The organism is Kitasatospora sp. NPDC088160 (assembly GCF_044741445.1).
In the GTDB taxonomy this organism is placed as follows: domain Bacteria; phylum Actinomycetota; class Actinomycetes; order Streptomycetales; family Streptomycetaceae; genus Kitasatospora.
In genome coordinates, this window is the sequence record NZ_JBIUSS010000019.1 from 163,932 (window position 1) to 185,734 (window position 21,803).

The following is a 21,803-nucleotide window of genomic DNA, read 5'->3' on the forward strand; positions in this document are numbered from 1 at the left end:
CCGCGGTTTCGGCTGCACGGAGCCCCGCGTCGTCCCTGGACGGCGCGGGGCTCCGCCGTTGCCCGGGCCCGCCTGCTGTCCGCCTGCTTCCGGCCGCGTCCGGTTGTCTCGGGCCGCGCCTGGCTGCGTCGAACATCACCAGCGTTTCGCCGGGCCATGGCATGCGCGGGGGCTTGCGAACGGGGATGCTGGAGCGGTGATGGACGAGACCGACTTCTGGCAGATGATCGACGAGACCCGGGAGGACGCCGACGGCGATCCGGACGAGCAGGCCGACCGGCTGGTGGAACGGCTGGTCCAGCTGACCCCGGACGACGTCATCGACTTCGCCCGGCTGTTCGAGGCCCGGTTCCAGCGGGCCTACCGCCACGACCTCTGGGGCGCCGCCTACCTGCTGCTGGACGGCGCCTCCGACGACACCTTCGACTACTTCCGCTGCTGGCTGATCGGCCAGGGCCGGGACGTCTTCGAGGGCGCCCTGTTCGAGCCTGACGACCTGGCGGACCTGCTGCCCGAGTTCGACGAGGAGGAGGACGGCGAGGCCGAGGACCTCGGCTACGCCGCCGACGAGGCGTACGAGCAGCTGACCGGACTTCCGCTGCCCGAGGTGGGCGGGCGGCAGTCCGGCCGACCGGCCGGGGCCGCGCTGGACTTCGACGACCCGGACGTCATGGCGAAACGGTTTCCCAAGCTCTGGGAGCGCTACGGGGATTAGGACGCGTCAGACACGCCCACGGCATGAGCGGGGCCGGACGCGTCAGGCGGTGCTGCCGCCGCCGGACGTGCCGTCCTGCTTGACGCCCTTGAGGATCTGGTCCAGCACGGACGCGTCCGGCGCGCTCGGGGTGTCGTCCACCCCGCCCTCGAACACCACGAAGCCGCCGCCCTTGGCCGGGACGGCCGCCAGCAGGACGTAGCCCTGGGTGCCGTCCGCGGTGCGGATGTGCCAGCGCACGGCGTAGCCGGACACGCCCGCGACGGTCGTGTAGCCGGAGCCGGAGTCGGTGTGCGAGCTGATCCCGGTGAAGATCTGGCCGGCGTACGCGGGCATCGTGGCCTCGGCGGCCGTCTTGGCGGTGACGCCCTGGACGGTGTCCTTCTCCACCGAGAACTGGCCGCGGATGCAGGAGCTGCCGTCTGGGCAGGTGTAGCGGCCGGTGCCCAGGTAGACCGTGGAGTGCGGGGAGTTGGGCGCCACGTCCCAGCCGTCGAACACCGGGACGGTGATCGCGTGCTGGGCGTCCGGGACGGTGCTCCTGACGGTCGGCGCCGGCTTGGGCGCGGGCGTCGGGGCGGACGTGCCCACCGTGGGGCTCGGGGCGGGGCCGCTCCGGGTGATGGTGACCGTCGGGTTCGGGGCCGGGTCGGCCTGCGGGGAGCCGCCACTGAGCACGATCCCGGCGACGATCCCGCCCACGGCGAGGACGGCGACCGCGATGCCGACGACCAGGCCGGGCCTCATCCGGCGGGGCGCCGGCTGCTGCGGCGGGTAGCCCGGCGCCGGGTAGCCGTAGCCCGCGCCCTGGGCGGGGTAGCCGTCCTGGGCCGGGTAGTAGCCGTCCTGGGCCGGGTAGTAGCCGTCCTGGCCCGGGTAGCCGTAGCCCGGGGCGGGGGCGCTGCCCGGGTAGCCGGGGGCGTCCTGCGGACCGCCGTAGCCGTACCCGGGCTGCCGGCCGGGGGGCTGCCAGCCCTGGGTGGGGGCGTCGGCGAGGTGGCCGACGCCGCCCTGGAGCGGGCGCAGCTCGCTGGTCCAGGCGTTGCCGTCCCACCAGCGCTCGTGACCGGGGGTGCCGTCCGCACCGGGGACCGGGTACCACCCGGGGGGCGTCGAGTTGCTCACGGCCGTACGGTACCCGGCGGGGTGCTGGTCCAGACAGAGCGGATCGGTCACGACTCTGCACCACCCGCCACATCTGACCACTCGTCAGATGTGGCGGCCGGCAAGGCCGGTCGGGCGGGTCAGTCCGCCAGGCGGCGGGCCATCCAGATGTCGTCCACGTAGGACCCGTCGATCAGGAACTCCTCCGCCAGCGAGCCCTCGACGACGAAGCCGCAGCCCTCGTAGAGGCGGCGGGCCGGGGCGTTCCAGCCGAGCACCCGCAGGGTCAGCTTGCGCGCGCCCGCGGCCCGGGCGGCCTCGCAAGCCGCCTCGACCAGGCGCCGGCCGACACCCCGGCCGCGGGCCGTGCCGTCGACGACCAGGCCCTGGATCTGCCGGACGTGCCGGTTGCTGGCCAGCGGGGTCGGCGGGACCTGGCGGACGTAGCCGACCACCCGGCCGTCCAGGAGGGCGACCAGGTACTGCTCCGGGGTGTGCCGTTCGTCGAAGACGCCGTCCTCCTCGGGCGGCTGCGGGGAGACGTCGGCCAGCGGGGACCAGGCGGCACGGTTGAGAACGGCGAGTTCGCCCTCGTCCTCGGGTTGAGCTGGGCGGATGATCAGATTGTCCTCGTGCATGCGCGTCATGCTAATGAGGCGCATGCCGACATGACAGGGCTTGAGGAACTGGGAGGATGGACGCATGCGCATCGCTGTCACGGGCTCCACGGGATTGATCGGTTCGGCTCTCGTCCGCTCCCTGCTGGCGGACGGCCACGAGGTGGTCCGGCTGGTCCGGCGCCGCTCCAGGACGGGCCCGCAGCCCGACGGCAGCACGGCCATCGGCTGGAACCCGCTGCTCGGCCAGGTCGAGCAGGACGGACTGGCCGGGGTCGAGGCGGTCGTGCACCTGGCCGGCGCCGGGGTCGGCGACCACCGCTGGACGGACGCCTACAAGCGGGAGATCCGGGAGAGCCGGGCACTCGGCACCGAGACGCTGGCCGTCGCGCTGGCCGCGCTCAAGGAGCCGCCCCGGGTGCTGGTCAGCGCCTCCGCCGTCGGCTGGTACGGGCAGACCGGCGACCGGGTGATCGACGAGGACTCCCCCGCCGGCGACGACTTCCTGGCCGAGGTCTGCGTCGAGTGGGAGGCGGCCGCGCGGCCGGCCGAGCTGGCCGGCATCCGGGTCGTCCACCCGCGCACCGGGATGGTGCTGTCCGCAACCGGCGGGGCCGGCGCGCGGCTGTTCCCGCTGTTCAAGCTGGGGCTGGGCGGGCGGCTCGGCGACGGACGGCAGTACTGGAGCTTCATCTCACTGGCCGACCAGGTCGCCGCGCTGCGGTTCCTGATCGACCGGGACGACCTCTCCGGCGCCGTCAACCTCACCGCGCCCGACCCCGTCACCAACGCCGAGCTGACGGCGGCGCTCGGGCGGGTGCTCCGGCGGCCGACCCCGTTCCCGGTGCCGGAGGCGGTGCTCAAGGTGGTGCTCGGCGAGCTGGCGGTCGAGGTGGTCGGCAGCCACCGGGTGGTGCCGCGGCGGCTGCTGGACGCGGGCTTCCGCTTCGCGCACCCGGACGTGGACGTGGCGGTGCGCGCGGCGCTGTGAGTGGCGCCGGGATGGTGCGCACGGCGCTGTGAGTGGCGCCGGGATGGTGCGCACGGTGCTGTGAGTGACGCTGGGGGCGACCGGCGTCGCGGAGCCCTGCCGTCCGCCGCGGGGCTCCGGTGCGGGCTCCGCCGCAGGGCTCCGGTACGTCCCGCTGCGTACGGTGGCTACGGCATTCGCCCTGGCCAGGGGCATATGCCGGGCGGAGATCGGGTGGGGGTCGGACGGGGCTCCGGGAGGGGGCGCATGGGAGCACACACCAGGCGCGTCGCACGCCCCCGGTGACCGTGCGCGCCCGCCGACCCCGGAACCCGGCCCCAACGGCGCACTGTCCGTGACCGCGCTCCCGCCCGGTGCCGCGCGCCCCCTCTCGCCCCTTGGATCGGGCCCGATGCGCTTGTCTGATGCTCACACTGACTGGGCATCACACCGTCGGACCGTGTCCCGGCACCCCGCTGCCTGCGTCGGCCGGAGCCCCGGGACCAGGGAGGGAGCACGCCAGTGCCCACATACGACTTCACCCGCCGCGCCCGCCGCCCGTCCGACCCTGACGTCATCGTCATCGGCGCCGGACTCGCCGGCCTGGCCGCCGCACGCACGCTCACCGGCCGCGGCCTCACCGTGCAGATCCTTGAGGCCACGGACCGGATCGGCGGCCGGATGGCCACCCGCGAACTGGACGGATTCCGGCTCGACGACGGCAGCCACCTGCTGAACACCGCCTTCCCCGAACTCCGCCGCGTCCTCGACCTCGACCGCCTCGACCTGCGCCCACTCGCGGCCGGAGTCCTCGTGCACAGCGGCGGCCGGCGCTACCGCACCGGGGACCCGCAGCTCACCACCGCCCGGCAGGCCGCCACCCGCGCCCCACTCGGCAGCCCGCTGGACAAGGCCCGGCTCGGCAGCTGGCTCGGCCGGCTCGCCACCACCCCCGCCAGCCGCCTCAAGGCCCGCCCGGAGACCACCACCGCCCGCGCGCTGGCCGGCCACGGGCTCGCCCCGCGCACCCTCGACGGCTTCCTACGGCCACTGCTCAGCGCGCTGCTCAGCGACCCCGCCCTCGGCACCAGCAGCCGGATCGCCGACCTGGTCCTGCGCTCCTACGCGCGCGGGCGGCTCTGTCTGCCCGCCGGCGGGATCGCGGCCGTGCCGGCCCAGCTGGCCACCACCCTGCCCGCCGGCACCGTACGCACCGGGGTGCAGGTCACCTCGATCGCCGCCGACGGCGTGGAGACCGCCACCCACGGGCGGATCGGCGCCCAGGCCGTCGTCCTCGCCACCGACGCCCGCTCCGCCGCCGAACTGCTGCCCGGGCTACGGCTGCCGGACTTCCACCCCGTCACGACCTTCTACCACGCGGCCGACCGCACCCCGCTGGGTGAGGCCGTCCTGCTGCTCGACGGCGACCGGCCCGGCGGGCAGCCGCCGCTGGTCTCGCACTCCCTGGTGCTCAGCGAACTGCACCCCTCGTACGCCCCTGCCGGGCAGGCACTGATCGCCACCACCGTGCTCGGGCGGCGCTCCTTCGACTCGGGTGGCCCGGCCGGGCTGGAACCGGCGGTCCGGGTCCGGCTCGCCGAGCTGTACGGCGCCTCGACCACCGGCTGGCAGTTCCTGAACGTGCGGCACGTCCCGGACGCGCTGCCCGCGATGCCGCCGCCGCACAACCCCCGGCGCCCGGTGCGGGTGCTGGCCGGGCTGTACGTCGCCGGGGACCACCGGGACACCAGCACCGTGCAGGGCGCGCTGGTCTCCGGGCGGCGGGCGGCGCAGGCCGTGCTGCGCGACCTCGGCGTCCCGACCAACGCCCGGGAGGCCGAGGCGGCGGCCTGAGCCTGGCGGGGTCGGCCTGCGGGCTCCCCGTCCGGCTCCCGGCCCGTCCGGCTCCCGGCCCGGCGGGCTCCGGGTCCGGCTCCGGCTCCCGATCCGGCAGGCTCCGGGTCTGGCTCCGGGGACACGCTGACGACCTGCCGGTGGGTGACGGAGCGGCGACATGCCAGGATGCCGACATGACCGCTCATCGGATGATTTACACCGTACGGCCGGTTGCGCGGTGAGCGCCGCCGTCCAGCCGGTGGCCCTGATCCTGATCCCCGCCGCGGCCGTCGCCGCGCCGCTGCTCGCCGACCGCCTGCTGCGGTGGATCGCCGTCCCGACCGTCGTGTTCGAGATCCTGCTCGGCGTCCTGATCGGCCCCGACGTCCTGAACTGGGCGCACGTCGACGACCTGGTCAACGCGCTCTCCCAGTTCGGCCTGGCCATGCTGATGTTCCTGGCCGGGTACGAGATCGACTTCGCCAAGCTGCGCGGCGGCCCGCTGAAACGGGCGGGCACCGCGTGGCTGGTCACGCTCGTGGCGGCGCTCGGCGTGGGCGCGCTGGTCAACCGGGACCCGCTGAACGGCGCCTTCGCCGGGCTCGCGCTCACCACCACCGCCCTCGGAACCATCCTGCCGATCCTCCGCGACTCCGGCGAACTCCCCACCCCCTTCGGATCGTTGGTGATGGCCACCGGGGCGGTCGGCGAGTTCGGGCCGATCATCGCGATCGCCATCCTGCTCAGCGGCAACTCCCCGGTCCGGACGGCCGTCATCCTCGGCGCCTTCGCGGTGATCACCGCCGTCGCGGTCCTCGGCGCACGCCGCCCCCGGCCCGGCTGGGCCACCCGGCTCATCGAGCGCACCCTGCGCACCTCCGGGCAGTTCGCGGTCCGGGCGGTGATCCTGGTGCTCGCCGTCATGGTGGCCGCCGCGATCTGGCTCGACCTGGACATGCTGCTCGGCGCCTTCACCGCCGGGATCGTCTCCCGGCTGCTGCTCTCCGACATCCGCCGGGCCGAGGAGGAGGTGATCGAGGCCAAGCTGGAGAGCATCGGCTTCGGTTTCCTGGTGCCGGTGTTCTTCGTGGTCAGCGGGATGAACTTCGACCTGTCCGCCCTGCTGGACGACCCCGGCACGATACTGCTCGTCCCGGTGTTCCTGCTGCTGCTCCTGGCCGTGCGCGGGCTGCCCGCCGGGCTGCTCGCCCCGGCCGGACTCGGCCGACGGGACCGCACGGCGCTCGGGCTCTACGGCGCGACGGCGCTGCCGCTGGTCGTGGTGATCACCACCATCGAGGTGGACGACGGTCACCTGCCGTCCTCGACGGCCGCCGCGCTGGTCGGCGCCGGCTTGCTCTCGGTGCTGGTGTTCCCGCTGGTGGCGCAGCGGGTGCGCGGCGGCGTCCGGCCGCCCGCACCGGAGGCCGGGCAGCCGCGCGTCCGGGCCGAGAGCTGGTGAGCCGCTTCGCCCCCGCCCGTCGCCGAGGCGGTCCTAGCCGCCGCCGGGGCACTCGGAGCCGGAGCCGGTGCCGGGCGGACGAGCCCTTCGGCCCGGGGCGGACCCGGGCCGGACGGGTTTCCAGGGCCGCCGGGGCTCGCCCGACCGGCCCCTCTTCGACAGGTCCTCAGATCACGCCGGCCTGGCGGGCCGTCTCCTCGAAGGCGCGGGCCACCGGGCTGCCCCGGTAGGGGGTGAGGCGGCGGTGGAAGTCCCGGACGTACTCCAGCGAGCGGGCCGAGCGCATCTCCCCCGCCGCCCGCAGCGCGTCGGTGGCCATGGTGCAGGCCTCGTCGAGGTCCCCCATGCCGAGCCGGGCGGTGGCCAGCACCAGCCGGCAGAAGATCCGGCTGCGCGCGTAGGCGGGCGAGCGCAGCCGCAGCGACTTCTCGGCGTGCTGCGCGGAGGTGCGCCACTGCTGGAGGTCGCGGTAGCAGTGGGCGAACTCGTCGGAGAGCTGGGCCTCGTCGAAGTACCGCGCCCAGGAGGGCAGTTCGTCGCCGACCCGGGCCGCGGCCAGCGCCCGCTCGGAGCGCACCAGGGCGGTGGTGCAGGCCCGGACGTCGCCCAGCAGGCCGTGCCCGCGCGCCTCGGCGGCGTGCATCAGCGACTGGACCACCGGCGGCACGGCGGTGCCCACGCCCTGCTGGGCGACCCTGGCCAGTTGGACGGCCTCCCGGCCGTGGCCCAGGTGGACGGCCTGCTGGCTCATCGTCACCAGGACGTACCCGCCGAGCGCGCGGTCCCCGGCGGCCTGGGACAGGCGCAGCGCCTGGACGAAGTAGCGCTGGGCGAGGCCGTGCGCGGCGATGTCGAAGGACGTCCAGCCGGCCAGCCTGGTCAGGTCGGCGACGGCGCCGAACAGCGCCCGGCCGATCTGCTCGCCGTAGCGGCCGCGCAGCATCGGCTCGGCCTCGCTCTCCAGGTAGCGGACCAGCGCCTGCCGGGCGTGCCCGCCGCCGTAGGCGTGATCGAGCGCCCGGAAGAGGTCGCCGACGGCGCGGATGGCGGCGATGTCGCCGCGGCCGACCCGCAGGGCGGGGCGCGACTCGCGGGCCGGTTCGGTGTACGGCGGCTCGACGGCGGTCGGCGGGCGCCGGCTCTGGGTGGGCACCCGGCCGATGGTGGGCCCGGCGGGGCCGGCCGCGCCCGGCACGGGGCGCATGCCGGGGGCCCCGTGGTGGGCCTGGCCGCGCGCCGGGCTCGGAGGGGGAGCGCCGGGCGCGGGGGGCACGCTCTGGGCGGGCGCGGCGGATGCTGCGGATGCTGCCGTCACGGCGGATGCCGCGGTGCCGGTGGTACCGGCAGTGGCGGCGGGCGGACCGGTGGGCGGACCGGTGGCGACGTCGGGGCGGGCCATCGTCGAGCCGTCCCGGGCGACGCGCTCGTCCGTGCGGCCGATCAGCCAGTCCCGGCTGGGGACGACCAGGCCCGCCGGGGTGAAGGCGATCCGGCGCAGTTCGGACTGCGGGCCGTTGTCCTTGCGCCACATGCTCGCCACGATGTCCACCGCCTCCTGCGGGGTCTCGGCGAACTCCAGGCCCGCGTACACCGGGGCGCAGGCGTCCAGGCCGAGGTCCTGGGCGGTGAGGCGGCGGCCGAGGCGGCGGGTGAAGACCTCGGCGATCAGCGCGGGGGTGGCGCCGCGGGGCTGCTGGCCGCGCAGCCAGCGGGTGACCGAGGTCTTGTCGTAGCGCAGGTCGAGGCCGTGTTCCAGGCCCAGCTGGTCGACCCGGCGGGCCAGGCCCGCGTGCGAGAAGCCGGCTTCCTCGATGAGCGCGGCGAGTTGGCCGTTCTGCGGGGCCGGGCCGGAGTGCCCGGAGTGGCCGCCGACCGGCCCGGGGGCGGGGACGGCGGGTTCGTGCCGGTCGGTTGTGGCCTGCGCGGGCAGCCGCAGTTCGTCGGCGGTCGGGGCGTCGGCGGTCAGGGCGTCGGGGGCGTCCGGCAGGGTCCGGCCGACCGGGCCTCGGTGGTGGCCGAGCGGGTCGAGCGGTCCGTACGCCGGGCTGTCGGTTGCAGGCCGTTGGGGCATGTCAGTCAACACCTCTCGGACGTCGCACCGGGCTCTACCAGCACTTCGGCTGCCTGGGGCGGCGCCCCCTGTCGGGAATCGGCGTGAATGTAGCGAGCATTCGGGCGCTATGGGTGGATCTGACCGAGCAATCCTCCGAACGGGTGAAGCAACCGCGCCCATTGTGGGGAAGCGCGGTCGGCGCGGGTTTGGCCTTCCGCGGTCGAACCGTCGATCGGCCGTCATGGCGGTGAACACCACAGCCCACCGGGCTGCTGTGGTGGACCACCACATGGGAGCCGGGCCCCCGGATTTCCTAGCGTTCTCGGCCATGGACACCACTACAGCCCGCCCGCTCGACGGCCGGACGGCCCTGGTCACCGGGGCCGCCTCGGGCATCGGCCGGGCCTGCGCCGAGGCCTTCGCCGAGGCCGGCGCCCGGGTCTACGTCGTCGACCTCGCGGCCGGACCGGCCCGGGAGCTCGCCGAGCGGATCGGCGGCCGCGCCGTCGTCGCGGACCTCGCCGACCCGGAGGCCGTGGAGGCCCTGCCGGCCGACGCCGACATCGTGGTCAACAACGCCGGCCTCCAACACGTCGCGCCCGTCCACGAGTTCCCGCCCGACCGCTTCACCCTCATCCAACGCGTCATGGTCGAGGCGCCGTTCCGCATCCTGCGCCGCACTCTCCCGCACATGTACGAGCAGGAGTGGGGCCGGGTGGTCAACATCTCCTCCGTCCACGGCCTGCGGGCCAGCGCCTTCAAGTCCGCCTACGTCACCGCCAAGCACGCGTTGGAGGGCCTCAGCAAGACCGTCGCCCTGGAGGGTGCCCCCTACGGCGTCACCAGCAACTGCATCAACCCGGGCTACGTCCGAACTCCCCTGGTGGAGAAGCAGATCGCGAGCCAGGCGCTCGCCCACGGCATCCGCGAGGACGAGGTCGTCGAGCAGATCATGCTCGAACGCACGGCCGTCAAGCGCCTCATCGAGCCCGAGGAGATCGCCCAACTCGCCCTCTGGCTCTGCTCCCCGCCCGCCTCCTACATCACCGGCGCCAGCCTCCCCGTCGACGGCGGCTGGACGGCGCACTGAGCGGCGGCACCTGGCCGTCCTCCCCAGACCGACCCCCGGGACTATGTGGGCGGCCCACATAGTCCCGGGGAACGCGCCTCCCTACCTTGTGGCGACGTCCCTTGGGGCGGCGCCCCTCGGGACGACACTCCTCGGGGCGACGTCCCTGGGGGCGACATCCTCCCCCCGGCCCGGAAGTGGTGACCATGAACGCCTCCGCACCAGCCACGGCAGCCACCCGCTCACTCCCTCGGGTCGTGGCCGCCAGTCTCATCGGGACCACCATCGAGTGGTACGACTACTTCTTGTACGGAACAGCGGCCGCGCTGGTGTTCAACAAGCTGTTCTTCCCGAACACCGATCCGCTGACGGGGACGCTGCTGTCCTTCCTCACCTACGCGATCGGGTTCGCCGCGCGACCGATCGGGGCGCTGGTGTTCGGGCACTTCGGGGACCGGGTCGGGCGGAAGAAGCTGCTCGTCCTCAGCCTGCTGCTGATGGGCGGGTCGACCACGCTGATCGGGGTGCTGCCCACCTACAGCTCCATCGGGGCGGCGGCGCCGGTGCTGTTGACGGTGCTGCGCCTGGTGCAGGGCTTCGCGCTCGGCGGGGAGTGGGGCGGGGCGGTGCTGCTGGTGTCGGAGCACGGGGACCAGCGGCGGCGCGGGTTCTGGGCGTCGTGGCCGCAGGGCGGGGCGCCGGCCGGGAACCTGCTGGCGGCGGGGGTGCTGTCGCTGCTGACGGCGGTGCTGTCGGAGGACGCGTTCCTGTCGTGGGGGTGGCGGGTGCCGTTCCTGCTGTCGGCGGTGCTGGTCGGGGTCGGGCTGTGGATCCGGCTGGCGGTGGACGAGTCGCCGCTGTTCAAGCAGGCGCTGGCGGCCCAGCAGCAGCGGAGGACCGCCGAACAGCCTCCGCTGGTGGCGGTGTTGCGCAACCACTGGCGGGAGGTGCTGGTGGCGATGGGCGCGCGGATGGCGGAGAACATCTCGTACTACGTGATGACCACCTTTGTGCTGACGTACGCCGTCACCCACGCGCACTTCTCCAAGCAGACCGCGCTGAACGCCGTACTGATCGGCTCCGCGATCCAGTTCGCGCTGATCCCGCTGTTCGGAGCACTGTCCGACCGGGTCGGACGCAAGCCGGTGTACCTGGTGGGCGCGGTCGGGGTGGGCGTCTGGGCGTTCGTCTTCTTCGGGCTGGTGGACACCAGGTCGTTCGGACAGCTGGTGGTCGCGGTGACGGTCGGGCTGGTCTTCCACAGCGCGATGTACGCACCGCAGGCGGCGTTCTTCTCCGAGCTGTTCGCCACCCGGATGCGCTACTCGGGCGCCTCGATCGGGGCCCAGTTCGCCTCGGTGGCCGCCGGCGCGCCCGCGCCGCTGATCGCGACCGCGCTGCTCAAGGACTACGGCAACGCCACCCCGATCTCGGTGTACGTGGCGATCGCGGCGGCGATCACCGTGCTGGCGGTGCTGTGCGGGCGGGAGACCAGGGGCAGCGACCTGGCGGACGTCGAGGCGGCGGTGGAGACGGAGGCCGCCGCCGTGGCGGCCAAGCCCGCCACCGCCTGACGGCGGAGCCGCTACGATCGCGCTTCCGCCGGACCCGACGCCGATTGGCGGCACGCACCATGAACCACCCTCACGAAAGCGCCGCGCCCGCGCTGCGGCGGCTGCTCAACCTGCTCGCCTCCGGTGCCGCCACCGAGGACTTCGCCGACGTGCTGGCCGACGCCCGCCGCCGCGGGGCGCCGGCCGCCGTCCTCGCCGAGATCGACGACGCCACCTGGCAGGCCCTGCGGGTGCACCGCACGCTGCGTCAACACCGGCGCCGGGAGGCGGAGTTGACCGCACTGTTCGACACCGCCGGGGACCTCGCGGCCTCCCGGGAGCTGGACACCGTGCTCCAGGCGATCGTCCGCCGCGCCCGGATGCTGCTCGGCACCGACACCGCGTACCTGACCCTGCCGGACGAGGCCGCGGGCGACACCTACATGCGGGTCACCGACGGCTCGGTCTCCGTCCTGTTCCAGACCCTGCGGCTCAGTCTCGGCCACGGCCTGGGCGGCCTGGTCGCGCAGACCGCCCGCCCGTACGCCACCCCCGACTACCGCACCGACGAACGGTTCCACCACACCGGCACGATCGACGCGGGCGTGCTCGACGAGGGCCTGGTGGCGATCATCGGGGTGCCGCTGCTGCTCGGCGGCGAGGTCATCGGGGTACTGTTCGCCGCCGACCGCTCGCCCCGCGCCTTCTCCCCCGACGAGGTGGCGCTGCTGTGCACACTGGCCGCGCACGCCGCGATCGCCCTGGACACCGCCAAGTCGCTGGCCGACACCCAGGCCGCGCTCGCCGAACTGAACAGCGCCAACGAACTGGTCCGCGCCCACTCGGCCGCCGTCCAGCGCGCCGAGCAGGCCCACGACCGGCTCACCGACCTGGTGCTGCGCGGCGCCGAGGTTCCGGACGTCGCCGCCGCCGTCGCGGCCCTGCTGGGCGGCGAGATAGCGGTCCTCGACGCCGAGGGCGAGCCGCTGGCCGGGCGGTCCGCACCCGCCGGCGAGCTGGCGGAGGCGGTCGCCGCGTCCCGGGCCGAGGGGCGGTCCGTCCGGCACGGCGAGCTGTGGGTGTGCGCGGTGCTGGCCGGGCACGACGCCCTCGGCACCCTGGTACTGCGCGGACGCCCCGGCCTCGACGACGCGGACCGGCGGCTGTTCGAGCGGGCCAGCGTGGTGACCGCGCTGCTCCTGCTGCTGCGCCGCTCGGTGGCCGAGACCGAGAACAGGGTCCGTGGCGAACTGCTCACCGACCTGCTGACCGCCCCCGACCGCGATCCGGCCGGGCTCACCGCGCGCGGCCGCCGGCTCGGCGTCGACCTCGCCCGCCCGCACCTGGTCCTGGTCGCCGAACCGGCCGAACCCGCCGGGCCCCCCGTCCCCGACCGCGGCCGGCTGGCCGGCGCCGCCCGGCGGTACCTGTTCGGCTCCCGGGGCGTCAGCGCCGAGCACGGCGAGGCGGTGGTGCTGCTGGTGCCGGAGGCCGGCGACCCGGAGGAGGCCGCGCGGCAGGCCGCCGAGCGGCTGGCCCGGCTGGCCGGGTTCCCGGTCACCGTGGGCGCCGGCCGTCCGGCCGCCGGCCCGCCCGCGCTGGCCGCCTCGTACGCCGAGGGCCTGCGCTGCGTCCGGGCACTGCGGGTGCTCGGCCGCGCCGGGGAGGGCGCCTCGGCCCGCGCGCTGGGCTTCCTCGGGGTGCTGCTCGGCGACGGGCACGACGTGGACGGCTTCGTCGGCTCGGCGCTCGGCCCGCTGCTCGCCTACGACGCCCGGCGCGGCACCGAACTGGTCCGCACCCTGCGCGCCTACTTCGACTGCGGCGGCAGCCTCACCCGCGCCAAGGACGAACTGCACGTCCACGTGAACACCGTCGTCCAGCGGCTGGACCGGGTCGAGGCGCTGCTCGGCCCGGACTGGAACCACCCCGAGCGCTCGCTCGAACTCCAGCTGGCGCTGCGACTGCAACTGCTCGCGGGGGGCTGAGCGGTCCTCGCGGAGGACTGATCGACCTCCTTGCGGAGGGCTGATCGGCCCTTGCGGGCGCGGCCCGTGCGGGTGCCCGAACGTCCCGTACGGGCGGCTGAACCGTCCGTACGGGCGTGGGCGTACAGTGGCGAGGTTGGTCTCGAACGCCTGGCAAGGAGCGGCAGCGGTGAGCGAGAACGTGCGTTTCGTTCGAATGGGGACAGGCGAGGGCGCCATCGCCTACCAGGAGGCCTGGGAGGAGCAGCAGCGCCTGCACGCGCTGCGAGTCGCGGACGAGATCCCCGACACCGTGCTGCTGCTGGAGCACCAGCCCGTCTACACGATGGGCAAGCGCACCAACCCCGCCGACCTGCCGCTGGACGGCACCCCGGTGGTCGAGGTCAACCGGGGCGGAGAGATCACCTGGCACGGCCCCGGCCAGCTGGTCGGCTACCCCATCGTCAAGCTGCCCGACCCGATCGACGTGGTCGCCTACGTCCGCCGGCTGGAGGAGGCGCTGATCCGCGCCTGCGCCGGGTTCGGCGTCGGAACCACCCGGGTCGAGGGCCGCAGCGGCGTCTGGGTGCTGGGCGAGTCCATCCCGGACGCCGTGGTGGACCCGGCGCAGGTGGTGGACATCGGCAAGCTGACCCTGCGAATGGGCCTGCCGCTGGGCATCGACCCGCGGCTGGCCGGCCCCGAGTACGCGCCGTCCAACGCCGGCCAGCGCGGCGACGACCGCAAGCTCGCCGCGATCGGCGTCCGGGTCGCCCGCGGGGTCACCATGCACGGCTTCGCGCTCAACTGCGACCCCGACATGACCTGGTTCGACCGGATCGTGCCGTGCGGCATCCGGGACGCCGGCGTCGCCTCGCTCGCCGGTGAGCTGGGGCGCGACTTCACCGTCGGCGAGGCGCTGCCGATGGTCGAGCGGCACCTGGCGGACGTGTTCGCGGAGCTGCCCGAACCCGCGCTCACCCGCTGACCCGGGCCCGGGCCCTCACCCGGGTCCTCACCCGGGTCCTGCTCCGGATTCTTCCCCGTGTCCTGTTCCGGGTTCTCCCCCGGGAATCTACCGGCCAGTAGCTCTGTTGCCCTGCGATTGCGGGGCAACAGGCCGCGCAAAGGCCTTACAACCACAGGCGTACCCTGGGGGTACCCCGTCTAGTTCTAGGAGTCGCACGTGTCCGCTGTCGCGCCCGACGGCAGGAAGCTGCTCCGCCTGGAGGTCCGCAACAGCGAGACCCCCATCGAGCGGAAGCCCGAGTGGATCAAGACCCGCGCGAAGATGGGGCCGGAGTACAACGCCCTCCAGTCGCTGGTGAAGAAGGAGGGGCTGCACACCGTCTGCCAGGAAGCCGGCTGCCCCAACATCTTCGAGTGCTGGGAGGACCGCGAGGCGACCTTCCTCATCGGCGGCGACCAGTGCACCCGCCGCTGCGACTTCTGCCAGATCGACACCGGCAAGCCCGCCGAGTTCGACCGGGACGAGCCGCGCCGGGTCGCCGAGTCCATCGTCACGATGGACCTCAACTACGCCACCATCACCGGCGTCGCCCGCGACGACCTGCCGGACGGCGGCGCCTGGCTGTACGCCGAGACCGTGCGCCAGGTGCACGCGCTGACCGCCGACCGCGAGAGCGGCCGCACCGGCGTCGAGCTGCTGATCCCCGACTTCAACGCGGTGCCCGAGCAGCTGGCCGAGGTCTTCTCCTCCCGCCCCGAGGTGCTCGCGCACAACGTCGAGACGGTGCCGCGGATCTTCAAGCGGATCCGCCCGGCCTTCCGCTACGAGCGCTCGCTCGACGTCATCACCCAGGCCCGCGCGGCCGGGCTGGTCACCAAGTCCAACCTGATCCTCGGCATGGGCGAGACCCGCGAGGAGGTCAGCCAGGCGCTGGCCGACCTCGTCGGCGCCGGCTGCGAGCTGATCACCATCACCCAGTACCTGCGCCCCTCGCTGCGCCACCACCCGGTGGAGCGCTGGGTCAAGCCGCACGAGTTCGTCGAGCTCCAGCAGGAGGCCGAGGAGCTGGGCTTCGCCGGGGTCATGTCGGGCCCGCTGGTGCGCTCCTCCTACCGGGCCGGGCGACTGTACCGGCAGGCGCTGGAGCGGCGCGCGCAGGCCGCGGTCTGATCCGGCTGGGTCGGTTGGGGCAGCGGGGTCGGCTGATCCTGCCGATCCTGCTGATCCGGTGCTTTTGAGCCACCCGCATGCGGGCGAAGGGCGGAGCCTCGGCTCCGCCCTTGTGGTTTTCACCGCGCTTTGACTGCCTGGTCACCGCCTGGTAACACGGGATGGTGACGATGGACTCGTTGCGATCGTTCGATTCTTCTCAGCCACGAGGGGAGCTGTTCGGCATGCGGATGCGCATCCGGTCGGTGGGGGTCGCGCTGCGGCTCGCCGAGAGCGTCCTGCTGGCGGGTGGCCAGCAGCAGGCCCGGCGCAACGCCTGGGCGGCGGTCTGCGAGAACCGCCAGTACGCGGCGGACCGCCGCCACGACGCGCGGGCGGCGACGACGTCACCGCCACGACGGTGACGTCCCCGACGGTTCTCTACAGTTCTCCACGGTTCTCGACGGCGACGTTCTCGACGGCGACGTTCTCGACGCGACCGCGCCGGGGGCCGTTCGCCGTGGCAGACGGTCGCTGTGTGCGACGACACAGGGCACACGAGTCACGGATCGAGGCGAACGGGTACCCGGGCTTGGTTATCCCGTACCCGTGCCACGTACCATGAGCGTTATGGCGAGGGAAACATCCGAGAACCCCGGGCGACTGAAGCAGATCCGCCTGGCGTACACCATGACCAAGAAGGTCGACACCAAGATCGGCCTGATCATCGCCGGCGTCGGCCTGCTGACCTTCGGCGTGTTCCTCGCCATCGGCTTCGCAATCGACCACCCGATCTACCTGGGCATCCTGGGCTTCATCGTGGCCTTCCTGGCCATGGCGATCGTCTTCGGGCGCCGGGCCGAACGCGCGGCGTTCGGACAGATGGAAGGGCAGCCGGGCGCCGTTGCGGCGGTGCTGAACAACATCCGACGCGGCTGGAGCTCCAACTCCACCCCGGTCGCGGTCACCCGCAACCAGGACGCGGTCTACCGCGCGGTGGGCCGGGCCGGAATCGCGCTGATCGGCGAAGGCAACCCGAACCGGGTGCGCCAGCTGCTGGCCTCCGAGAAGAAGAAGATGGCCCGGGTCGTCGGCGACGTGCCGGTGCACGACATCGTGGTGGGTACCGGCGAGGGCGAGATCCCGCTCAAGAAGCTGCAGATCCACCTGATGCGACTGCCCCGCGCCATCACCGCGTCCCAGGTCACCGAGACCAACGACCGTCTGCGCGCCCTGGGCGACCTGCTCTCCAAGGCGCCGATCCCCAAGGGCCCGATGCCCAAGGGTGCCCGGATGCCCAAGGGCGGCCAGGCCCGCTGACGCTCCCCCGACCACAACACTGAACGGCCCCGCCGCGGAGATCCCGCAGCGGGGCCGTTCAGTGTTGTGCGGCAAGGTCGTCCGGCCCTGGATCCGGACTGGGTCAGGGCCTCGACAGATCCCGACTAGATCCGGACCTCGACGGTGCCGACCGCCTTGTCGTGCAGGCCGCGGGTGTCACGGTCCCAGACCAGCGGCGGCACCACCAGGCAGAGCAGCAAGGTGCGCAGCAGCACCTGCGGGATGGTCGCGCGGCCGCCGTCCAGGCGGATCACCCGGAGGCCGAACAGCCGCTTGCCGACGGTCGTCCCGGTGGTGGCGAGCAGCACCGCCGCGACCAGGAAGTAGAGCGGGCTGGTCCACAGGTTCGCCTCGGCCGGGCTGCCCTTGCCGATCAGCCCGTAGGCGATCAGCGCGACCAGCCAACCGTCCACGAACAGGGCGCCGATCCGGCGGCCGGGGCCCGCGATCGAGCCGGGGCCCTCCTTGGGCAGGCCGAGGCGCTCGCCGCGGAAGCCGAAGTCGGCCCCCATCTTCTCGGCGGCCGCCTTCGGGCCGTCGATCCACGATCCCAACGCTTCTCTGGTGTCCACGAATCCACACTAACCGGGCGACCCGTCCGGACCGCCACCGGCTCCCCCGAACGCCACGGGCGGGTGAATCGTGCCGCCGGAGCTTTCCAAGTGGTCCAGACCACTTGTGGAGAGCCGAGCCTGACGGCGGTACGTTTTGCCCCGTCCCGTACATCTTTGCCACCCGATCGGCGGGCGTGGTTAACATTTATGAAACGACCGGGTCACCGGCCAGAAACGGCCCGTTCCTAGGGTGAGCCACATTCGCACGCCGAGGAGGATGGATGTTCAACAACGCCGCCGAAGTGAAGCAGTTCATTCAGGACAACGACGTGAAGTTCGTCGATGTCCGCTTCTGCGATCTGCCTGGCGTCATGCAGCACTTCTCCGTACCTGCGGCGACCTTCGACCCGTCCGAGATCCTGATGTTCGACGGCTCGTCGATCCGCGGCTTCCAGGCCATCCACGAGTCCGACATGGCCCTGGTCCCGGACCTCGCCACGGCTCGGCTCGACCCCTTCCGGGTCGAGAAGCACCTCAACATCAACTTCTTCATCCAGGACCCGGTCACCGGCGAGGCCTACAGCCGCGACCCGCGCAACGTCGCCAAGAAGGCCGAGGCCTACCTCGCCTCCTCCGGCATCGCCGACACCGCGTTCTTCGGGCCCGAGGCCGAGTTCTACGTCTTCGACTCGGTCCGCTTCGAGACCAGCGCCAACGCGTCCTTCTACCACATCGACTCGGAGGCCGGCGCCTGGAACTCCGGCGCCGCCGAGGGCGACGTCCGCGGCTACAAGGTCAAGTACAAGGGCGGCTACTTCCCCACCCCGCCGGTGGACCACTTCGCCGACCTGCGGGCCGAGATGTCGCTCGAACTGGCCAAGTCCGGCCTCGAGGTCGAGCGCCAGCACCACGAGGTCGGCACGGCCGGCCAGGCCGAGATCAACTACAAGTTCAACACCCTGCTGCACGCCGCCGACGACCTGATGCTGTTCAAGTACATCATCAAGAACGTCGCCTGGCGCAACGGCAAGACGGCCACCTTCATGCCCAAGCCGATCTTCGGCGACAACGGCTCGGGCATGCACGTCCACCAGTCGCTGTGGACCGAGGGCTCGCCGCTCTTCTACGACGAGCAGGGCTACGCCGGCCTCTCCGACACCGCCCGCTACTACATCGGCGGCCTGCTCCGGCACGCCCCCTCGCTGCTGGCCTTCACCAACCCGTCGGTGAACTCCTACCACCGCCTGGTCCCGGGCTTCGAGGCGCCGGTCAACCTCGTCTACTCCCAGCGCAACCGCTCGGCCGCGATCCGCATCCCGATCACCGGCTCCAACGCCAAGGCCAAGCGCATCGAGTTCCGCGCGCCCGACCCCTCCTCCAACCCGTACCTGGCCTTCGCCGCCATGCTGATGGCCGGCCTCGACGGCATCCGCAACAAGATCGAGCCGCTGGAGCCCGTCGACAAGGACCTCTACGAGCTGGCCCCCGAGGAGCACGCCAACGTCCCGCAGGTACCCGCCTCCCTCCCGGCCGTCCTCGACGCCCTGGAAGCCGACCACGAGTACCTGCTCGCCGGCAACGTCTTCACCCCGGACCTGATCGAGACCTGGATCGACTTCAAGCGCACCAACGAGATCGCCCCCATCGCCCTCCGCCCCCACCCGCACGAGTTCGAGCTGTACTACGACCTGTAGAAGGTGCTCTGACCTGCGGAAACACGCCAATTCATAATCGCGTTTCCGTAGGTCAGCCATGCGCTGACCTACGGAAACGCCTGATGGCTGGCACTCGTTCACCCCTCGGCCGATCCCTCCGCAGGGGCGAGCGGGAGGACGTACTCCTTCGCCAGTTGCGCGAGGTGTAGCGGGAGGGGGTACGCCAGGGGCGGGTAGTCGTCGTGGTAGCGGAGTTGGTGGGTCAGGGTGGCCCAGTCGACGGGATGGTCTGCCGAGCGTTCAGAGGAACAGCAGCCGAGAACCGTAACCTCAAGAAGCCTGGGGTTCCAGGCCGTCTTCCCGGGCGCGGTCCGGCTTCCCGGAGTCGGGGCGAGCTTCATCAGCCCCTTCGGCCTTGCCGCGGTGGGTGGGGTGCTGGTCGTACTGGCGAAGATGCGGTTGTGGGGACCGTCCGACAGGGCCCAGACGCCTTCGGAGAAGCCGATCTTGGCCAGCTCGTCATGGGCGTACCACTCGGGTACTTCGCCCCGGCCGTTCTCGTCCCGGACCAGGACCATCCGCAGGTCGTTGCCGTAGGCCGTGAGTCGCTGATCCGGACCGGTGCCGAAGGCGAGCATGTCGCGGGTCAGCGCGCCGTTGCGCAGCCTCGGCCAGCACTGCCGGAGGTTTCCCGAGTTGACCAGCAACAAGGTCGGCCGGTCACGGAGTTGGAAGAGCACGGTGCGAATCTCGCGCTCCAGGTCCGTGGGGACCGTGCCGCCGGCCTCTACGAGAGACAGCAGCATGCTGGGGTAGGGCACCCACTCGGCCCGTCCCGTGTCCCAACCCTCGACCGTCCCCGGGTCTCCGTCGGAACGGACCCGCACCGCAACCAGGCGGCGGGCTGGGCTCCGGGTGGGCCCGTCCTTTGTGCAGCGCACCAGCCAGAGCGCGGCGTACTGCAGGTCCCCTGGGATACCGTCACCCGCCCGGTGGGCCGGCGGGCTGATCGCACCGAGCTGCCGGAAGGCGTCCAGCCAAGCCCAGTTGGCCCGGTGTTCCAGGGCCGCCGTCCCGGGATCGGGCAGGTTGATGAACTGGGTGAGCCTCCCCTGTCGCCCGCAGGCGAGGCGCAGCGCATGTTTGGGGTCGGAACCGGGCACCGAGGCGAAGTGCTCCTTCCCGGCGATCTCTGCGATCACCAGACTGACGCCGTCACGCGTCCGGTCATCCGCTTCCGCCACCAGGGCGCAGCGCTCAGTGATGGCCTCGGCCAGGCGAACGGCCGGGCGGCGCTTGCGGTCGGTGGAAAGCCGCAGGGCGCTCGCCAGCTCTCCGGCCGGCCTGGTCCGGACCACGATCCGGACGCCGTCGGCCGTCCAGCTGGTCGCGCCGCCCCCGTCGGTCCGGCTCCCCGGCACAAGACCGATGACCTTCGGAAGTGCCGCAAGGAGGGCGTCCCGGGTCTGCGGTGACTGCCAGAGGATCTCCACGTCCAGCGGTCGGCCGTCGAGAGCACGGCCCAACGCGGTACGGCGTGCCAGAGCCTGCTGTGCTTCCCTGCTGCCCGGCTCGCCCTTCTTTGCGGAGCGGGGCAGCAGGGAAGGGGTGTTCCGCCGGGTGACCCGGCTCAGGTCCGCTACTCGGCGCAGGACGGGGCTCAGCCCCTGCTCGATCCACGCGTCCAGTCCAGCCCGCTCCCGTGGCATCAGGCCGGCCCCTACCTCGTGCAGCCCGAGCACCGGGTGGTAGACGATTCCGGCAGCAACGTCCTGGCGTCCGTTGAGCCACTTCTCGGGGGAGGTGAACAGCTCCTCCGGCTCCGGAAACCGGCGGGTGATGTCGAGATCGGACAGGAGCAGGGCGGGGCTGCGCCGCTTCCAGGCGATTTCCTTGGACCTCCAGTCGTACCCCAGGGTGTTGACCATCAGCCGGTAGCCTTGGTCCGGCCCTTCCGGCCACGGCAGTGGGGTATCCAGCAGTACGGTCGCTCCGCCCAGCTTCCACCGGGGGATGTCCAGCCGGGTGGCCCAGCGACGCACCCCGGTGGTCACGTGGACCCGGAACCGCTGGGCGAACGGCACCGTATGGACGGTGACGGTCAGGTGGGCCGAGTAGTACCAGGTCTGCTTCCGGTGTTCGTACCGCAGCGGCGGCCAGGAGACCAGATCGACCCCGCCGATTCCGGAACTGACGACACGGAAGCGGAGACTGCCGCCACCAGTACGAAAAGGCGTGCCGGCCAAGCGGAAGGCAACCGCCTCGGGGAGCAGGCGGTAGAGCCTGGACAGAGGTTCCGCCGTACCGCCGGGGGACACGACCGTCTCTGTAAGGTCAACCCGTTCGGTCTCCCACTCAGGCAGGGATAGCCCCGTAGCTTCACACCCTGTCTGCAACTCCCGTTCCAGGTCGACCGCTTCGTCATCGCTGCTGGAAAGGGCGGCGGCCCAGGTGCCGATCAGCGGCGCGAGGACCTGCCGCGGAACGGGCTCGCGCGCGTAGAGCCAAGGCAGTCGGCCGTCGGCTCCGGCGTTGCGCCCAGTGGCCAGTACCCCCGGCGCCCAGGCCCGCAGCAGCGAGTGGAGCCGGGCTACGGGGAGGTGCGACTGGCCACCGCCGCGCGAACGTTTCTGACGATCCATCAACTCCTTTTGCAGGCCGCATCCGAGCTGCAGGACGTGCAGGTCTTCCTGCCAGGCTCCGTGTTCAGGGTTCGGCTCGTAAGCCACGGCACGAATGGCGTGATACATGGCAGTGCTCCTCGGTGAAAGGACACGGACTCGACGAC

The 21,803-nt window shown here is 72.7% G+C and carries 17 protein-coding genes; 12 read left to right on the forward strand and 5 right to left on the reverse strand.

Annotation, left to right across the window (positions count from 1 at the left end):
- The first annotated feature begins 199 nt into the window (after positions 1-199).
- Positions 200-715, forward strand: coding sequence for a DUF4240 domain-containing protein (locus tag ACIOGZ_RS28065; protein ID WP_350885237.1), 516 nt, complete (start codon positions 200-202; stop codon positions 713-715).
- Between the two features lie 42 nt (positions 716-757).
- Here ACIOGZ_RS28065 and ACIOGZ_RS28070 read toward each other — a convergent pair whose 3' ends face one another.
- Together ACIOGZ_RS28070 and ACIOGZ_RS28075 are read right to left on the reverse strand one after the other, a co-directional pair.
- Entirely contained in the window at positions 758-1,840 is a 1,083-nt protein-coding gene (locus ACIOGZ_RS28070) for a DUF2510 domain-containing protein (RefSeq protein WP_400987845.1), read from the reverse strand.
- A gap of 119 nt (positions 1,841-1,959) precedes the next feature.
- The gene (locus ACIOGZ_RS28075; protein WP_363580948.1) at positions 1,960-2,457 is read right to left on the reverse strand and encodes a GNAT family N-acetyltransferase; all 498 of its coding nucleotides are present in this window, start codon (positions 2,455-2,457) and stop codon (positions 1,960-1,962) included.
- 64 nt (positions 2,458-2,521) lie between these two features.
- Between ACIOGZ_RS28075 and ACIOGZ_RS28080 the strand changes: the two genes are divergently transcribed.
- From ACIOGZ_RS28080 to ACIOGZ_RS28090, 3 genes are all read left to right on the forward strand, one after another.
- Positions 2,522-3,427, forward strand: a complete 906-nt coding sequence (locus tag ACIOGZ_RS28080; RefSeq protein WP_400987847.1) for a TIGR01777 family oxidoreductase — start codon at positions 2,522-2,524, stop codon at positions 3,425-3,427.
- A gap of 501 nt (positions 3,428-3,928) precedes the next feature.
- Complete coding sequence (locus tag ACIOGZ_RS28085; protein ID WP_400987850.1) at positions 3,929-5,260, forward strand: NAD(P)/FAD-dependent oxidoreductase; 1,332 nt, start codon at positions 3,929-3,931, stop codon at positions 5,258-5,260.
- 220 nt (positions 5,261-5,480) lie between these two features.
- Positions 5,481-6,704 carry a cation:proton antiporter gene (locus ACIOGZ_RS28090; protein WP_363580943.1) on the forward strand — a complete coding sequence of 408 codons (1,224 nt, stop codon included), beginning with the start codon at positions 5,481-5,483 and terminating at the stop codon, positions 6,702-6,704.
- Positions 6,705-6,870: 166 nt separating this feature from the next.
- Here the strand turns inward: ACIOGZ_RS28090 and ACIOGZ_RS28095 are convergent, their stop codons facing one another.
- Entirely contained in the window at positions 6,871-8,775 is a 1,905-nt protein-coding gene (locus ACIOGZ_RS28095; protein ID WP_363580941.1) for a regulator, read from the reverse strand.
- 310 nt (positions 8,776-9,085) lie between these two features.
- On the opposite strand from ACIOGZ_RS28095, the gene ACIOGZ_RS28100 reads away from it, so the two are divergent.
- The 7 genes from ACIOGZ_RS28100 (at position 9,086) to ACIOGZ_RS28130 (ending at position 16,785) form a co-directional block, all read left to right on the forward strand.
- A complete protein-coding gene (locus tag ACIOGZ_RS28100) occupies positions 9,086-9,847 on the forward strand; it encodes a 3-hydroxybutyrate dehydrogenase (protein ID WP_363580939.1) in 762 nt (253 codons plus the stop codon).
- Between the two features lie 185 nt (positions 9,848-10,032).
- Positions 10,033-11,400, forward strand: a complete 1,368-nt coding sequence (locus tag ACIOGZ_RS28105) for an MFS transporter (RefSeq protein ID WP_400987853.1) — start codon at positions 10,033-10,035, stop codon at positions 11,398-11,400.
- Positions 11,401-11,459: 59 nt separating this feature from the next.
- Complete coding sequence (locus ACIOGZ_RS28110; RefSeq protein WP_400987855.1) at positions 11,460-13,367, forward strand: helix-turn-helix domain-containing protein; 1,908 nt, start codon at positions 11,460-11,462, stop codon at positions 13,365-13,367.
- A gap of 196 nt (positions 13,368-13,563) precedes the next feature.
- On the forward strand, positions 13,564-14,334 hold the full coding sequence (gene lipB / locus ACIOGZ_RS28115; protein WP_400805695.1) for a lipoyl(octanoyl) transferase LipB: 771 nt from the start codon (positions 13,564-13,566) through the stop codon (positions 14,332-14,334).
- A 198-nt stretch (positions 14,335-14,532) separates the two neighbouring features.
- Positions 14,533-15,486: a lipoyl synthase gene (gene lipA, locus ACIOGZ_RS28120; protein ID WP_063347320.1), complete on the forward strand. Its 954-nt coding sequence runs from the start codon at positions 14,533-14,535 to the stop codon at positions 15,484-15,486.
- 224 nt (positions 15,487-15,710) lie between these two features.
- Positions 15,711-15,890 carry a hypothetical protein gene (locus ACIOGZ_RS28125; RefSeq protein WP_363580931.1) on the forward strand — a complete coding sequence of 60 codons (180 nt, stop codon included), beginning with the start codon at positions 15,711-15,713 and terminating at the stop codon, positions 15,888-15,890.
- Positions 15,891-16,095: 205 nt separating this feature from the next.
- A complete protein-coding gene (locus ACIOGZ_RS28130) occupies positions 16,096-16,785 on the forward strand; it encodes a DUF4191 domain-containing protein (RefSeq protein WP_063347321.1) in 690 nt (229 codons plus the stop codon).
- Between the two features lie 125 nt (positions 16,786-16,910).
- Here the strand turns inward: ACIOGZ_RS28130 and ACIOGZ_RS28135 are convergent, their stop codons facing one another.
- Positions 16,911-17,378: an RDD family protein gene (locus ACIOGZ_RS28135; protein ID WP_350885262.1), complete on the reverse strand. Its 468-nt coding sequence runs from the start codon at positions 17,376-17,378 to the stop codon at positions 16,911-16,913.
- A 263-nt stretch (positions 17,379-17,641) separates the two neighbouring features.
- On the opposite strand from ACIOGZ_RS28135, the gene glnA reads away from it, so the two are divergent.
- A complete protein-coding gene (gene glnA / locus ACIOGZ_RS28140; RefSeq protein ID WP_063347323.1) occupies positions 17,642-19,054 on the forward strand; it encodes a type I glutamate--ammonia ligase in 1,413 nt (470 codons plus the stop codon).
- Between the two features lie 98 nt (positions 19,055-19,152).
- On the opposite strand, the gene ACIOGZ_RS28145 is transcribed toward glnA, so the two are convergent.
- Positions 19,153-21,765, reverse strand: coding sequence for a pPIWI_RE module domain-containing protein (locus ACIOGZ_RS28145; RefSeq protein ID WP_400805593.1), 2,613 nt, complete (start codon positions 21,763-21,765; stop codon positions 19,153-19,155).
- Positions 21,766-21,803 lie beyond the last annotated feature (38 nt).

Excerpts from the sequence above, each read along its gene's own strand:
- ACIOGZ_RS28065 (WP_350885237.1), top strand. The coding sequence starts at position 200 with ATGGACGAGACCGACTTCTGGCAGATGATCGACGAGACCCGGGAGGAC.
- ACIOGZ_RS28075 (WP_363580948.1), bottom strand. The coding sequence starts at position 2,457 with ATGCACGAGGACAATCTGATCATCCGCCCAGCTCAACCCGAGGACGAG.
- ACIOGZ_RS28080 (WP_400987847.1), top strand. The coding sequence starts at position 2,522 with ATGCGCATCGCTGTCACGGGCTCCACGGGATTGATCGGTTCGGCTCTC.
- ACIOGZ_RS28095 (WP_363580941.1), bottom strand. The coding sequence starts at position 8,775 with ATGCCCCAACGGCCTGCAACCGACAGCCCGGCGTACGGACCGCTCGAC.
- ACIOGZ_RS28100 (WP_363580939.1), top strand. The coding sequence starts at position 9,086 with ATGGACACCACTACAGCCCGCCCGCTCGACGGCCGGACGGCCCTGGTC.
- ACIOGZ_RS28105 (WP_400987853.1), top strand. The coding sequence starts at position 10,033 with ATGAACGCCTCCGCACCAGCCACGGCAGCCACCCGCTCACTCCCTCGG.
- ACIOGZ_RS28110 (WP_400987855.1), top strand. The coding sequence starts at position 11,460 with ATGAACCACCCTCACGAAAGCGCCGCGCCCGCGCTGCGGCGGCTGCTC.
- lipB (WP_400805695.1), top strand. The coding sequence starts at position 13,564 with ATGGGGACAGGCGAGGGCGCCATCGCCTACCAGGAGGCCTGGGAGGAG.
- ACIOGZ_RS28125 (WP_363580931.1), top strand. The coding sequence starts at position 15,711 with ATGCGGATGCGCATCCGGTCGGTGGGGGTCGCGCTGCGGCTCGCCGAG.
- ACIOGZ_RS28130 (WP_063347321.1), top strand. The coding sequence starts at position 16,096 with ATGGCGAGGGAAACATCCGAGAACCCCGGGCGACTGAAGCAGATCCGC.
- glnA (WP_063347323.1), top strand. The coding sequence starts at position 17,642 with ATGTTCAACAACGCCGCCGAAGTGAAGCAGTTCATTCAGGACAACGAC.
- ACIOGZ_RS28145 (WP_400805593.1), bottom strand. The coding sequence starts at position 21,765 with ATGTATCACGCCATTCGTGCCGTGGCTTACGAGCCGAACCCTGAACAC.